Annotated in this window: 11 protein-coding genes and 1 riboswitch; of the genes, 8 read left to right on the top strand and 3 right to left on the bottom strand. The window is 70.3% G+C overall.

What is annotated here, in order from left to right; all coding sequences use genetic code 11:
* Nucleotides 1-54 precede the first annotated feature (54 nt).
* Nucleotides 55-283, bottom strand: a riboswitch (cobalamin riboswitch).
* Nucleotides 284-460: 177 nt separating this feature from the next.
* Entirely contained in the window at nt 461-1,219 is a 759-nt protein-coding gene (locus JJQ90_RS02350; protein ID WP_216872839.1) for an SDR family NAD(P)-dependent oxidoreductase, read from the bottom strand.
* A 125-nt stretch (nt 1,220-1,344) separates the two neighbouring features.
* Between JJQ90_RS02350 and JJQ90_RS02345 the strand changes: the two genes are divergently transcribed.
* The 8 genes from JJQ90_RS02345 to JJQ90_RS02310 all read left to right on the top strand — a co-directional run bounded on the left by JJQ90_RS02345 (nt 1,345) and on the right by JJQ90_RS02310 (nt 11,287).
* A complete protein-coding gene (locus tag JJQ90_RS02345) occupies nt 1,345-2,169 on the top strand; it encodes an IclR family transcriptional regulator (protein ID WP_216872838.1) in 825 nt (274 codons plus the stop codon).
* Nucleotides 2,170-2,254: 85 nt separating this feature from the next.
* Entirely contained in the window at nt 2,255-3,454 is a 1,200-nt protein-coding gene (locus JJQ90_RS02340; protein ID WP_216872837.1) for a CaiB/BaiF CoA transferase family protein, read from the top strand.
* A 27-nt stretch (nt 3,455-3,481) separates the two neighbouring features.
* A complete protein-coding gene (locus JJQ90_RS02335; RefSeq protein ID WP_216872836.1) occupies nt 3,482-4,267 on the top strand; it encodes an enoyl-CoA hydratase in 786 nt (261 codons plus the stop codon).
* The gene (locus tag JJQ90_RS02330) at nt 4,267-5,160 is read left to right on the top strand and encodes an alpha/beta fold hydrolase (RefSeq protein ID WP_216872835.1); all 894 of its coding nucleotides are present in this window, start codon (nt 4,267-4,269) and stop codon (nt 5,158-5,160) included. Before JJQ90_RS02335 ends, JJQ90_RS02330 begins: the two co-directional genes overlap by 1 nt.
* Before the next feature lie 39 nt (nt 5,161-5,199).
* Nucleotides 5,200-6,771 carry an ABC transporter substrate-binding protein gene (locus JJQ90_RS02325; RefSeq protein WP_216872834.1) on the top strand — a complete coding sequence of 524 codons (1,572 nt, stop codon included), beginning with the start codon at nt 5,200-5,202 and terminating at the stop codon, nt 6,769-6,771.
* Nucleotides 6,768-8,228 (top strand): amidase, encoded by a 1,461-nt coding sequence (locus JJQ90_RS02320; protein WP_329959345.1) that lies wholly within the window; start codon nt 6,768-6,770, stop codon nt 8,226-8,228. Before JJQ90_RS02325 ends, JJQ90_RS02320 begins: the two co-directional genes overlap by 4 nt.
* Before the next feature lie 131 nt (nt 8,229-8,359).
* Nucleotides 8,360-9,337: a Bug family tripartite tricarboxylate transporter substrate binding protein gene (locus tag JJQ90_RS02315; RefSeq protein ID WP_216872833.1), complete on the top strand. Its 978-nt coding sequence runs from the start codon at nt 8,360-8,362 to the stop codon at nt 9,335-9,337.
* On the top strand, nt 9,338-11,287 hold the full coding sequence (locus tag JJQ90_RS02310; protein ID WP_216872832.1) for an FAD-dependent oxidoreductase: 1,950 nt from the start codon (nt 9,338-9,340) through the stop codon (nt 11,285-11,287).
* A 20-nt stretch (nt 11,288-11,307) separates the two neighbouring features.
* Here the strand turns inward: JJQ90_RS02310 and JJQ90_RS02305 are convergent, their stop codons facing one another.
* Complete coding sequence (locus JJQ90_RS02305; protein WP_216872831.1) at nt 11,308-12,309, bottom strand: Bug family tripartite tricarboxylate transporter substrate binding protein; 1,002 nt, start codon at nt 12,307-12,309, stop codon at nt 11,308-11,310.
* A 92-nt stretch (nt 12,310-12,401) separates the two neighbouring features.
* Nucleotides 12,402-13,733, bottom strand: a complete 1,332-nt coding sequence (locus JJQ90_RS02300) for an NAD(P)/FAD-dependent oxidoreductase (protein WP_216872830.1) — start codon at nt 13,731-13,733, stop codon at nt 12,402-12,404.
* Between the last annotated feature and the right edge of the window lie 2 nt (nt 13,734-13,735).

Below are 13,735 nucleotides of genomic sequence, written 5' to 3'. Positions count from 1 at the left end.
TCCAGGCCCCCGGTCCGCACAGCCCGGCAGCAGGAAGGTGGCGCGGCCCGGTTCTGCGGGTCCGCGGCGCTGGCAGGTCTCCTGGCTCGCGGGTCACAGGTTCCGGCCTGGCCTTCCCGAGGGGGTCGTCCCCCGCAGTGGCTTGCTCCGCCGGATGGCGGGGCGTGAAGGCCGGTACCTCGCCGCTGACAGTTGCTGGGGCAGCCGCCGACTAGAGGTTTGGGCCCCCGCACGGCGTTCCCTTTTCACCCGCTCGCGCGGGACCAACGCCATATCAACATATCTTTATGTCTTGTGGTGCGCAAGAGGGCGAGCCGGGTGGATCAGTCGTCTTCGATCGGTCCGAGCGGCCGAACGGCCGCCGCGGCCCCTGCCGCGCTCTTGAGACGTAGGCGGACCGGTCCCCTTGACCGGTCCGAGCGGCCGAATGGCCGCCGCGGCTCCTGCCGCGCTCTTCAACTCAGGGCAGATAGACACCGCCGCTGATGTGGATGGACTGCCCGGTGATGAAGCGGCTGACCGGCAGGCAGAGATGCAGGATCATCGCCGCCACCTCCTCCGTCGCGCCCTCCCCACCCGTCAGCACCTTGGCACCGCCGCTGCCGGGCACCTCGCCCGAGGACGCGCTGCGCGGGCCGCCGATCTTGCCGGGGACGACGCAGTTCACGGTGATGCCGTGGCCGCCGAATTCCACCGCCAGCGCCTTGGTCAGCCCGACCAGCCCGGCCTTGGCGGTGCTGACATGGGCGCGCTGATGCGCGCCGATATGGCCGGTGACGCCGCCCATGTTGATGATCCGCCCGCCGCCGGCCGCGATCATATGCGGCAGCGCCGCGCGGGCGCAGAGGAAGGCGCCGTCCAGGATGATGCCGGTCACGCGCCGCCACTCCGACAGTTCCATTTCGGTGAAGGGCGCGATGGCGCGGTCGGCGGCGTTGTTCACCAGGATGTCGAGCCCGCCGAATTCGGCCACCGTCTCCGCCACCATGCCGGCGACCTCGGCTTCCGACGTCACATCGGCCAGCATCGCCATGGCCCTGCCGCCGCGCGCGCGGATTTCCGCGGCGACGGCTTCGGCCTCGGCGCGGGAAGCGCGGGTATTGACCACCACGGCCGCGCCGGCGCCGGCCAGGGCATAGGCGGTGTCACGGCCATTGCGCCGCGCGGCGCCCGTCACGATCGCGATCTTCCCGGCCAGCGGTGCTGTCGATGCATCCATTGAACTGCTCTCCCACTTCGTCCGAATGACGTTACCATTGCAAGACGGCGCCGGGCCGCGCTCTACTGCGTGGGCTTCCACTCAGCGGAATATGGGCGCCGGGTGGATCGGTCGGTGGAGGCGGCATGGCGAGATCGGTTCCGGCGCAGGAGGATGGCGGTGCGGCCGTCAGCGTCGTCGCCCGCGTCGTCGGGCTGTTGCGCAGCTTCGCGGAGGCCGGCGCCAGCCTGTCCATCAAGGATCTCTCGGCCGAGCTGGGCCTGGCGCCAAGCACGCTGCACCGGCTGCTGGACCAGCTGATCGCCGCCGGCATGATCGAGCGCGCGCCGCATCGCCGCTACCGCGTCAGCGCCGAGTTCAGCCGCATCGGCGCGCTGGCCGCCCGCAAGACCGGCGTGCTGCGCCTGGCCCGGCCGGTGCTGGAGGATGTGGCGCGGGAGACGGCGGAGACCTGCATGCTCGGCATGCTGCTGCCGCAGACGCTGACCATGATGTTCATCGACAAGGCGCCGGCGGCGCAGCCCGTGCCCTATGCCATCCACATGCACCGCAACCGATCGCTGCTCTGGGGCGCCACGGGGCTTTGCATGCTGGCCTGGCTCAGCCCTTCGGAACTGGCGGATGTGCTGGCGCGCGGTGAATTGTCGCCGGTCGATGGCCGGTCGCCGCCCGACCGCGCGGTGCTGGCGGAGCGCCTGGCGAAGATCAGGGCGCGCGGCTACGCCATCACGCGCGGGGAACAGACGGAGGGTGCGGTGGGCATGGCGGCGCCGGTGTTCGGCGCGCGGCGGCGGATCGTCGCCGATCTCTGCATCACCCTGCCGCAGGTGCGCTTCGGCGCGGGGGATGAGGCGCGCTTCGCCCGGCTGCTGACCGAACGCGCCGCGCAGCTTTCCCGGGTTGCCACCAGCCTGCCCGCGCCGCGCGAGGCCGCCGCGCAATTCCGCTGAACGGAACGCCCGACCATGCCACGCTTGCGGCCAGGGTGGCAGGCATGGTCGCATCGCCTTCGTCCTGAATGGGTCGGAGGAAAACATGTCGTCATCGCGCCTGCCATTGTCGCGCTTCCGGGTGCTGGATCTGACGGCGCATCGCGCCGGGCCGACCACGGCGCGACAACTGGCGGATTGGGGCGCCGACGTCATCAAGATCGAACCGCCCGCCGCGCTGGATGACGAGCCGGGCGGCGGGCTGATCGGAAAACGGCATGGCTCCGATTTCCAGAATCTGCATCGCAACAAGCGCAGCCTGACCCTCAATCTGAAGGAGGCCGAGGGCAAGGCCATCTTCTTCAAGCTGGTCGAGACGGCGGATGTGGTGCTGGAGAATTACCGCTCCGACGTTAAGACACGGCTCGGCGTCGATTACGAGGCCTGCCGCAAGGTCAATCCGCGCATCGTCTATGGCAGCATCTCCGGCTTCGGCCAGGACGGTCCCTATGCCACGCGGCCGGGCGTGGACCAGATCGCGCAGGGGATGGGCGGGCTGATGAGCATCACCGGCCTGCCGGGGCAGGGGCCGGTGCGTGTCGGCATTCCGATCGCCGACCTCACCAGCGGCCATTTCCTGGCCCAGGGCGTGCTGATCGCGCTGCTGGACCGGGAACATACGGGCGTCGGGCAGTGGGTGCATACATCGCTGCTGGAAGCGCAGATCGCCATGCTGGATTTCCAGGGCAGCCGCTGGCTGATCGAAGGCGATGTGCCCGGCCAGGCCGGCAACGACCATCCGACCAGCACGCCCACCGGCGTCTTCCCCACCGTCGACGGCCATATGAACATCGCCGCCGCCGGGGACCGGCTGTATCGCCGGCTGTGCCGCGCGCTGGGGCGGGAGGATCTGATCACCCAGGCGGAATTCGCCGATACCGGCCTGCGCCGCCGCAACCGTGTGGCGCTGAACGAGGCCATCGCGGCGGAAACCCGCAAGTGGAAGCGCGCCGACCTGGTCGCGGCGCTGACCGAGGCGGGCGTGCCCAGCGGCCCGATCAACAGCATCGACCAGACCTTTGGCGATGAGCAGGTCCAGCACCTCGGCATCGCCCGCAAGGTGGAACATGCGCAGCTCGGCACGCTGGGCGTGGTGGGTCAGCCGATCAACCTTTCCGCCGCGCCGCAGCCCGAGACCCTTCGCATGCCCACGCCGGAACTGGGCGAGCATAGCGACCAGTTGCTGGGTGAGCTTGGCTACGACGCGGATGGCATCGCGCGGCTGCGTGCCGGCAAGGTGGTGTGACGTGGTGCGGCATTGGAGGATACCGCGATGACGGCCGAGATGCTGTCGCAGAAGACAGGCGCGATTGGCTGGATGACCTTCAGCAACCCCACCAAGCGCAATGCCATGTCGCTGGAGATGTGGGGCGCGCTGGAAGCGATCCTGGATGATTTCCAGGCCGATGACGCGATCCGCGTGGTGGTGATGCAGGGCGCGGGGGACAAGGCCTTCGTCTCCGGCGCAGATATCTCGCAATTCGAGAAGCAGCGCGACAGCGCGGAGAAGGCGGCGGCCTATGGCGCCATTTCCGACAGCGCGCGGCTGAAGCTGAACCGCTTCGACAAGCCGCTGATCGCGCTGATCCGCGGCTTCTGCATGGGCGGCGGGCTCGGCATCGCCATGGCGGCCGACCTGCGCTTCGCCGCGGAGGATTCGCGCTTCGGCATTCCGGCGGCCAATCTCGGCGCCGCCTATTCCTCCGACAGTCTGCGGCGGCTGGTGAACCTGGTGGGGCCCTCGGCGGCGAAGGACATCCTGTTCTCCGCCCGCCGGCTGGATGCGGCGGAGGCGCTGCGCATCGGCCTGGTCTCCCGCGTGCTGCCGGGCGAGGCGCTGGAGCAGGAGGTGCGGGACTATGCGATGCTGTTGGCGGAGAAGGCGCCGCTGTCGCTGCGCGCCTCCAAGGCCATCGTGAACGAGTTGATGAAGCCGGAAAGCGAGCAGGACGGCGCGATGATGCGCGGCCATGTCGCCACCTGTTTCGACAGCGCCGACTACACGGAGGGGCGCCGCGCCTTCATGGAAAAGCGCAAGCCGGTCTTCACGGGGCGCTGATGCAGGATGTGATGCAGGAACTGGCGCCGATCCCGCCCGACATGGCGGCGCTGGGCGCGACGCCGGCGGCGATCGAGGCGCATGTGAAGGGGCTGGCGCGGCGGGCGGAGACGCCCTGTGGCGAGGGTAGCCTCGTGTGGCATAGCAGGGGCGAAGGTGCGCCGCTGGTGCTGCTGCATGGCGGCTACGGGTCCTGGAGCCACTGGATCCGCAACGTGCTGCCCCTGGCGCGGAATCGGCAGGTGCTGGCGGTGGACCTGCCGGGCCTCGGGGAATCGGCCATCCCGCCGGAACCGGACAATCCGGATGCCATGGCCGATATCGTCGTGGAGGGGATCAGGCGCCTGCTGCCGGCGGGCGGCGCGGTGGATCTGGTGGGCTTCTCCTTCGGCGGCGTCATGGGTGGGCCGGTCGCGGTGAAGTTCGGCCCGGCGCTGCGGCGCTTCGTCATCGTCGGCTCCAACGGGCTCGGCCTGGCGCGCGCGCCCCTGGCCCCGATGGGATCCTGGCGGCGGGAGCCGGATCGCGCGGCGCGGCTGGCGGTGCATCGGCGGACGCTGGAAGTGCTGATGCTGGCGGATGCGGCGCGGATCGACCCGCTGGCGCTGCATCTTCAGGAACGCAATGCGGAATCCGGCCGCGTGCGCAGCCCGGAGATCAGCCGCACCGATGTGCTGCGCCGCAGCCTGCCCGCCCTGCGCGGCCGGCTCGCGGCGATCTGGGGTGAGCAGGACAATATCGCGCGCGGCGCCATGGAGGCACGGCGCGCCGTGCTGCGGGAGGCCGATCCCGGCCTGCCCTTCCATACCATTCCCGGTGCCGGCCACTGGGTGAGCTACGAGGCCGCCCAAGCCTTCAACACATTGCTGCCGGAGCTTCTCGCACCACGCTGATGCAACGCCAGGCCGCCTGGCAAGGATAAGGAGATCGCGATGACCACCATCCCCCGCCTTGCCGCCGGCACGCTGGCTTTGCTGCTGGCCGCGGCACCGTTGCAGGCCGCGGAGCTGCGCATCGGCCTCGCCGCCCCGCCCACCTCGCTCGATCCGCACTTCCACAACAACGGCGTCAACAACTCCCAGGCACGCCACGTCTTTGACGCCTTGACGCATCAGGATGCGAATCAGCAGATCACCCCGGGACTGGCGGAATCCTGGCGGCTGGTCGATGACACGACCTGGGAATTCAAGCTGCGCCAGGGCGTGACGTTCCATGACGGCACGCCCTTCACGGCGGATGACGTCGCCTTCTCCCTGGAACGCGCGCCGCGCGTGCCGAACAGCCCGAGCTCCTTCGGCACCTACACCAAGCAGATCAGAAGCTGGACGATCGTCGATCCGCACACCATCCGGCTGCACACGGATGGACCCTCGCCCCTGCTGGCGATCGACCTCAGCTCCGTCGCCATCATCTCCCGCAAGCATGGCGAAGGCGCGACCACGGCGGACTACCAGGCGGTGCGCGCCGCGATCGGCACCGGCCCCTATCGCCTGGTGGAGCATCGCCCGGGCGATCGCATGATCTATGAGCGCAACCCCAACTACTGGGGCGGGGCGGAGCCGTGGGAGCGTGTGACCTTCCGCATCATCGCCCTCGGCCCCGCACGCGTCGCGGCGATGCTGGCCGGCGATGTGGACATGATCAACGAGGTGCCGAGCACCGACATGGCGCGGCTGCGGCGGCAGGCCAATGTGCGGCTGTGGTCCGGCCAGACCAACCGCATGACCTTCCTGTCCGTCGATGTGCATAATGAGGTGCCGATCCCCGGCAATGCGAGCGACAATGCCGGCAACCCGCTGCCGCGCAACCCGATGCGCGACCTGCGCGTGCGTCAGGCGCTGTCGCTCGCCATCGACCGTGACATCATCGTGGATCGCGTGAACGAGGGCGAGGCGGTGCGCGCCAACCAGCTCGTGCCCGAGGGCTTCTTCGGCTACAATCCGGCAATCCAGCCGGAATCACCGGATCCGGAACGTGCCCGCCGGCTGCTGGCGGAGGCCGGCTATCCCGATGGCTTCCGCATCGTCCTGCACACCAGCAACGACCGGATCGTCAACGCCACGCGCACGGTGCAGGCGGTGGCGCAGATGTGGGGGCGCATCGGCATCCGCGCCGCGGTCGAGACCATGCCGCATACCGTCTATTCCGGTCGCACCGCGCGCAACGAACTGTCGCATATGCTGCATAGCTGGGGCGCCGGCACGGGTGAGGCGGCGGGCAGTTTCGTCGGCATCGTGCATACGCGTGGCGGGGCCTATGGCGGTTCGAATCGCGGCCGCTATTCCGACCCGCAGGTTGATGCGGCGATCCGCCAGGCGCTGGTGACGGTGGATGAGGACCGCCGCCGCGCCATCCTGCAGCAGACCATGGCGACGGTGATGGAAAGCCGCGCGATCCTGCCGCTGGTCTTCTGGGTCTCCACCTGGGCGACCACGCCGGATCTCGTCTATGTGCCGCAGGCCAATCAGGCGACGCTCGCCATGGCGACAAGGCGCGCGCCGTGAGCCATTCCCTGCTTTGCGACCTGCCGGCGGTGGAGCTCCGCCGGCTGATCGGCACGCGCCGCATCTCGCCGGTGGAATTGCTGGCCGACTGCCTCAGGCGCATCGAGGCCGTGAACCCCGCGGTGAATGCCGTGGTCGCCATGGATATCGAGGGCGCGTCGAAGGCGGCGCGGGATGCCGAGGCGGCGGTGATGCGTGGCGACAGGCTGGGCGCGCTGCACGGTCTGCCGATCGGCGTGAAGGATCTGAACGATACCGCCGGGCTGCGCACTACCTATGGCTCGCCGATGTTCCGTGACCATGTCCCGGACAAGGACGAACGCATCGTCGCGGCGCTGCGCGCGGCGGGCGGCATTATCCTGGCCAAGACCAACACGCCGGAATTCGGCACCGGCGGCAACACGCTGAATGAGGTCTATGGCGCCACCGGCAATGCCTTCGACCCGGCGCTGTCCTGCGCGGGATCGAGCGGCGGGTCGGGCGTCGCGCTCGCCACCTCCATGCTGCCGCTCTGCACCGGCTCCGATACCGGCGGGTCGCTGCGCAAGCCGGCCGCCTGGTCCGGCGTGGTGGGCTTCCGGCCGACGCCGGGGCTGGTTGCTTCGGAACGGCGGCGGCAGGGCTGGTCGGTGCTGTCGGTGCAGGGGCCGATGGGGCGCGATGTCGCGGATACAGCGCTGCTGCTCAGCGTGATGGCGAGTGCGGACAGCCGCGACCCGATGGCCAATCCATTGCTCGGCGATCCGGCCGCGCTGGCATTGCGGCGGCCGGTCGATCTGGCGTCGCTGCGCGTTGCCACCACGGTCGATCTCGGCTTCGCGCCGGTCGCACCCAGCATCCGCCGTATCTTCCTCGCCCGCATGGCGGCGTTGGCACCAGCCCTGGGGCGCTGCGAGGCGGAGGATCCGGATATGGAGGGCATCGACCGTGCCTACCGCGTCATCCGCTGCACCAATTTCCTCGCGGGCTTCAAGAAGTACTATGAGCGTGATCCGAAGCTTCTCGGCGGCAATACGCGCGGCAATTACGAGGAGGGGCTGCGCTACAGCCTGGGCGACCTGGCGGAGGCCCATGCCGAGCAGACCCGAATCTACCGCGCCTTCCAGGACTTCTTCACGCGCCACGACCTGCTGCTGCTGCCCTGCCAGGCGCTGACACCCTTCCCGAAGGAACTGCCCTATCCGACCGAGATGGAGGGCATGCCGCTGACCGGCTATTTCGCGACATCCGGCGTCACCTACGGCATTTCCATGATGGGCCATCCGGCCATCTGCATTCCCTGCGGCCGGGACGAGAAGGGCATGCCCTTCGGCTTGCAAGTGGTGGGGCCGCGTGGCCAGGATGGTTTCACGCTGGATGCCGCCCTGGCGCTGGAACAGCATTTTTCCGAGTTGCCGGATTTCCGGCGGCCGCTTCCGGACCTTGCGATGCTGGAGGCAGCGGGCCAGCGCGCGTGATGCCCGTTGCGCAAAGCCGTCTTGCCGTAACGGCTATGGGCAATGGCCTTGTCCCCTGCGGTGAAGCGGTCCTTATTGGTGTCCGGAAATCCGTCGCCGCATGAAGCGACACGATCCGGAGGAATGACGTCATGAACGGAATCGCCCTGCGCCGTCGCGGCCTGATCGCCGGCACGGCCGCCCTGCTCGCCACGCCCGCTTTCGCACAGCCCGCCTGGCCGCGCGGCCCGGTGCGCTGGATCTTTCCCTTCACGCCCGGCTCTGCCGTGGATGTCGTGGCGCGGCTGGTGGCGCAGGATCTGACGGAACGGCTCGGCCAGTCCTTCATCGTCGAAAGCCGCACCGGCGCCGGCGGCAGCATCGGCACGGAAGTCGCGGCGCGGGCGCGGCCGGATGGCGACACCTTCCTGGTCGGCTCGCCCGGCAATATGGCGATCGGCCCGGCGCTGCTGCGCAACCTGACCTATGACGTGCAGCGGGATTTCGCCGCCATCACGCATATGGTCACCTTCCCGCAGGTGCTGGTGGTCTCGCCCAGCCTGCCGGTGCGCAACCTGGCGGAACTGGTGGCCTATTCGAAGGCCAATCCGGGGCGGCTGAACTACGCCTCCTCCGGCGTCGGGGCCACCAACCATCTGGCGATGGAGATGCTGCGCGCCGCCACCGGGCTGAACGCCACGCATGTGCCCTATCGCGGCGGGCTGGTCACCCTGCAGGCCATCATGTCCAATGACGTGCAGATGTGCATCGAGGGCATCCTGACCGTGCCGAGCTTCCTGGCGGAGGGCAAGCTGCGCGCCATCGCGGTGACGGGCGCCGAACGCTCCGCCCTGATGCCGGATGTGCCGGCGGTGGCGGAGACGGTGCCGGACTTCGATGCGGGCGCCTGGGTCATGCTGTTCGCCCCCACGGGGACGCCGGCGCCGATCATCGAGAAGCTGTCGGCGGAAATCCGCACCACCCTGGCCAAGCCCGCCATCCGCGCCCGGCTGACGGAACTCGGCGCCACGGTCACCGGCACCACGGCCGAACAGGCGGCGACGATCCATCGCCTGGAACTGGCCAAGTGGCGCCGCGCCGTCGAGGCTTCGGGCGCGGCGGCCGGCTGAGTGACCGTGGCTTTCCCGCGCCTGCTGGGCGGCTTCGAACTCGCGGGGCGACGGCTGCGCAACCGCATCGGCTACGGCGCCATGACCACGCGCATGCCGCGCGACGGCGCGGTGACGGAGGCGCTGGTGGCGCATCTGTCGGCCCGCGCCGCCGGTGGCGCCGGGCTGGTGGTGACGGAAGCGCTGGCCGCCTGCCGTTCCGCCGCCGTGCCGGCGCGGGTCGCGGTGTGGGACGAGGCGCAGTTCGGTGGCTTGCAACGCCTGGCGGCGGCGGTGGAAGGGCAGGGTGCCGCCTTGCTCGGGCAGTTGTGGCATGCGGGGAATGCGCATCGCGATGCGCGTTCCCTGAGCGCCATCGGGCCTTCCGCCGTGGTGGATGCCGCGTCCTGGACCGTGCCGCGCGCGCTGACCTCGGGCGAGGTGGAGGGGCTGGTCGAGGAATATGCCGACAGCGCCGCGCGGTTGCAGCGGGCCGGCTTCTCGGGCGTGGAAATCTCGGCGGCACATGGCTTCCTGCCGCTGCAATTCCTCTCCCCGGTGACCAATCTGCGGGAGGATCGCTGGGGCGGCGATGCCGTGGGGCGCAGCGCCTTCACCCGCGCCATCCTCGCCGCGATCCGCGCGCGCTGCGGCGCCGGCTTCATCCTCGGCGTGAAGATGCCGGCGGATGATGGCGTGCCGGGTTCGATCGACCCGGCGGAGGCAGCGCGGCTGGTGGCGGCGATCGTGGCGGATGTGCCGCCGGACCTGCTGTGTTTCAGCCAGGGCAGCCACGGGCCGAGCCTGTGGATGCATGCGCCGGACATGCACGAGGCGCCCATGCCGTTCCGCGAATCCTGGGCCTCGCTGCGCCAGGCGGCGCGCGGCGTGCCGATCGCCGCCATCGGCCGCATCATGGGCCCGGCGATGGCGGAAGCGCTGCTGGAATCGGGCGATGCGCAGATGGTGATGCTGGCGCGCCCGCTGCTCGCCGATCCGCAATGGCCGGCCAAGGCGGCGGCGGGGCAGGTGGAGTCCATTCGCCCCTGTATCTACTGCAACGCCTGCTGGGGCGAGATCGACCGCGCCAGCACCATCGGCTGCAGCGTCAATCCGCGCGGCGGCACGCCGGCCGATGCGGCGCCACCGCCAGCCCCGGCCGAGGCGTCACGCCATGTCGTCGTGGTCGGTGCCGGCGTGGCCGGGTTGCAGGCGGCCGCCGTGGCGGCGGAGCGCGGGCATCGCGTGACCTTGCTCTCGGCACGGCCGGAGGCCGGGGGCGCCGCGCGGCTGCATGCGGCGCTGCCGGGCTGCGGCGATATCGCGGGCTTCCTGGCCTATCTGGAACGCCGCGCGGCGGTGGCGGGCGTCTCCCGGCGCCTGGGCAGCAGCGTGGCGGACATCCAGGCGCTGGCGCCCGATGTGGCGGTGCTGGCGACGGGGGCGGAGATGGGCGCGCCACGGCGCATGACCGGCGGCGGGCAGGATCTGCGCAGCGCCCTGGCCGAATTGCTGGCGGAGGATGCGCCGCGCGGTGGCCTCGCCGTGCTGTTCGACCATGACCATACGGCCGCCACCTACGCCGCCGCCGAATTGCTGCTGGCGCGCTTCGGCCGGCTGCTGCTGCTGACGCCGCGCGATGCCATTGCCCGAGATGTGCCCGCCATCTACGGCCAAGGTGTGCAGCGCCGGCTTGCTGCAGCCGAGCCGCGCATCGAGGTGCTGATCCATCGCGAGCCCGTCGATTTCGCCGACGGCCGGCTGCGCATCCGCCACATCCTGACGGGGCGGGAGGTTGTGGTGCCCGATGTGGCGTTGTTCACCTGGTCCACGCCGCGCCGCCCGCGTGCGGGGCTGGAGGCGGCGCTGGCCGAGGCCGGCGTGCCGACGCTCCGCATCGGCGATGCCGTCGCGCCGCGCCTGCTGCTGTCGGCGGTGCGCGACGGGCAATATGCGGGGGAGGCTGTGTAGCCTCCCGCGCGCCGCCCGGCCTATTCCAGGCGGGCGCCGGAGGCGCGGACCAGCGGGCCCCAGGTCACCACCTCCTCCCGCACATAATTGGCGAAGCGGTCGGGGCTCCAGCCGGGCATGCCGGGCGTGCCCATCTCCTCGAAGCGTGTGGCGATTGTGGGGTCGCGCAGCGCGTCCTGCACCGCCTCCGACATCCGGTCGACGATGCCGCGCGGGGTGGCGGCGGCGGTGAACAGGCCGAACCAGGAATAGGCCTTGTAGTCCGGCACGCCGGCCTCCTTCATCGTCGGCACCTCCGGCATCAGCCTGGAGCGTTCCTCCGCCGTCACGAACAGGCACTTCGCCTGGCCGGAATCGTGATACGGCTTCAGCAGGCCATAGATGTCCTGCACGAACTGGATTTCCCCGGTCAGCAGCGCCGCGATGGTCTGCGACCCGCTGCGATAGGGCACATGCACCACCTGCGCGCCGACCTGCGTGCAGAAATTCGCATTCGCCAGATGGCCGGTGGAGCCGACGGCGTTGGAGCCGTACTGGTAGCGGCCGGGATTGGCGCGCAGCGTCGCGATCAGCTCCGCCGCCGTGCCGACATTCCAGCCGGTCTGCGTCACCGCCAGCGTCAGCGGCACGAAGACGGTGGGCGCCACGGCGGCCAGGTCCCGCACCGGGTCATAGGGCAGGCGCGGATACAGCGCGGCGGCGATGCCGGTGGAGGCCAGCGTCGCATGCACGAAATAGGTGCCGTCCGGCGGCGCCTTGGCGACGAAATCCGTGCCCAGCGTGCTGCCCGCGCCGGGGCGGTTCTCGATCACCACGGGCTGGCCGAGAAAGGCGCTCAGCTTCGGCGCCAGGATGCGGATGGACAGGTCGGTGCCGCCGCCGGGGCCATAGGGCACGACGATGCGGATGGGCTGTGTGGGCCAGCGCGACTGCGCCCAGACCGATGGTGCCGCCAGCCCCGCCATGGGCAAGGCGAGCAGGCTGCGGCGGGCGAGCATCGGCAGTCTCTTGGTCTCGGTCATTGTCGAAAAGCCTCCTTTGTTATGGGGTCGGGTGACCGTGGACAGGCAGCTCCCCGGTCGCGTTGGACCATGCCGGGGGGGTTGGCCGGCGTTCAGGCGCGTCGGTGGTCGAGCCAGTCGCGCGCCTGGTAATAGGTGCCGACGATCGGCAGGAACCACGGCGTGCCGTGGAACAGCGGATGAGTCGGCATCGGGCCGCCATCGAAGGCGTTCACCTTCTCCGTGGTATTGGCGAGGATCTTCTGCGCGACGCCATGGCCGAGCCAGTTCATCATCACCACGCCGCTGCCATTGCAGCCCAGCGCATAATGGATGCCGTCCTGCATGCCGATATGCGGCAGGTAGTCGAAGGGCACCGCGACCTTGCCGCCCCAGCCATGGGTGACGCGGATGGCGGCGAGCTGCGGGAAGCGCTTCACCATCTGCCGGTGCAGGATCGCCGCCGTCACCCGTTCCTCCGCCGGGAAGAAACGCGCGCGGCCGCCGAACAGCAGCCGCGTGCCATCGGGCGAGAGGCGGTAGTGGTTCACCACGCGCCGCGTCTCCGACACCGCGCGGTTGGTCGGCAGGATGGCGCGGGCCAGGTCGGGCGGCAGCGGCTCCGTCGCGATCATATGCGTGGTGACGGGAATCAGGCGACGCTTCAGGCCGGGCAGAAGATTTCCCGTATAGCCATTGGTGGCGATGACGACCGTGCCGGCCTCCACGACGCCGCGGCTGGTCTCCACGCGCCATCGGCCGGAGCCGCCGGCTGCTGCGCGATGGATGCCGGTGACGCGCACGCCGCCATGGGCGCGTGCGCCGGCACGGCGCGCGGCGGCCAGCAGGCCGCCGAACAATTGCGCCGGATGCAGGTGCCCGGCGCGGCCGATCAGCACGCCGCCGGCATACTGGTCACTGCCGAGTTCCGCGCGAAGCTCCTCCCGCGACATCATCCGCGCCTCGGCATCGGCATGGCGGTTGAGATGTTCCAGCCGCGCCTCCCACCCCGCGCGATGCGCCGGGGTCCAGAGCGCGGTGAGGCGGCCGGTGGGGTGCCAGCCGCATTGGATCTGGTGGCGTTCGATCAGGTCGAGCAGATGCCGCATGCCGGCCGCGGCATCGCGCAACATGGCGTCACGCCGCGCGCCGGCGGCGACCGCATTGCCGCCGCCGGGAATCTTGCCGACATTGACGCCGCCGGTCACCTGGCCGCCGCTGCGGCTGCTGGCGCCCCAGCCGAGGCGCTCCGCATCCAGGACCAGCGGCGCGCGGCCGGCCTCCGCCAGGGTCAGCGCGCAGCTCACGCCCGCATAGCCGCCGCCGACGATCAGCACATCGGCGCTTGTGGGCAGCGCTTCCGGCGCATCCTCGGGCGGGTCGTAGCCTTCCCACCACCAGGGTGTGGCGCGGAAATCCTCGGCGAGGATCTGGGGATCGGCCATGG

Origin of the sequence: Falsiroseomonas oleicola, assembly GCF_019029495.1 — a bacterium.
Taxonomy (GTDB): domain Bacteria; phylum Pseudomonadota; class Alphaproteobacteria; order Acetobacterales; family Acetobacteraceae; genus Falsiroseomonas; species Falsiroseomonas oleicola.
This window is presented reverse-complemented; position numbering and strand designations above follow the sequence as displayed.

What these genes read in the sequence shown, in the direction of transcription:
- JJQ90_RS02350 (WP_216872839.1), bottom strand. Translation starts at nt 1,219, where the DNA reads ATGGATGCATCGACAGCACCGCTGGCCGGGAAGATCGCGATCGTGACG.
- JJQ90_RS02345 (WP_216872838.1), top strand. Translation starts at nt 1,345, where the DNA reads ATGGCGAGATCGGTTCCGGCGCAGGAGGATGGCGGTGCGGCCGTCAGC.
- JJQ90_RS02340 (WP_216872837.1), top strand. Translation starts at nt 2,255, where the DNA reads ATGTCGTCATCGCGCCTGCCATTGTCGCGCTTCCGGGTGCTGGATCTG.
- JJQ90_RS02335 (WP_216872836.1), top strand. Translation starts at nt 3,482, where the DNA reads ATGACGGCCGAGATGCTGTCGCAGAAGACAGGCGCGATTGGCTGGATG.
- JJQ90_RS02330 (WP_216872835.1), top strand. Translation starts at nt 4,267, where the DNA reads ATGCAGGATGTGATGCAGGAACTGGCGCCGATCCCGCCCGACATGGCG.
- JJQ90_RS02325 (WP_216872834.1), top strand. Translation starts at nt 5,200, where the DNA reads ATGACCACCATCCCCCGCCTTGCCGCCGGCACGCTGGCTTTGCTGCTG.
- JJQ90_RS02315 (WP_216872833.1), top strand. Translation starts at nt 8,360, where the DNA reads ATGAACGGAATCGCCCTGCGCCGTCGCGGCCTGATCGCCGGCACGGCC.
- JJQ90_RS02305 (WP_216872831.1), bottom strand. Translation starts at nt 12,309, where the DNA reads ATGACCGAGACCAAGAGACTGCCGATGCTCGCCCGCCGCAGCCTGCTC.
- JJQ90_RS02300 (WP_216872830.1), bottom strand. Translation starts at nt 13,733, where the DNA reads ATGGCCGATCCCCAGATCCTCGCCGAGGATTTCCGCGCCACACCCTGG.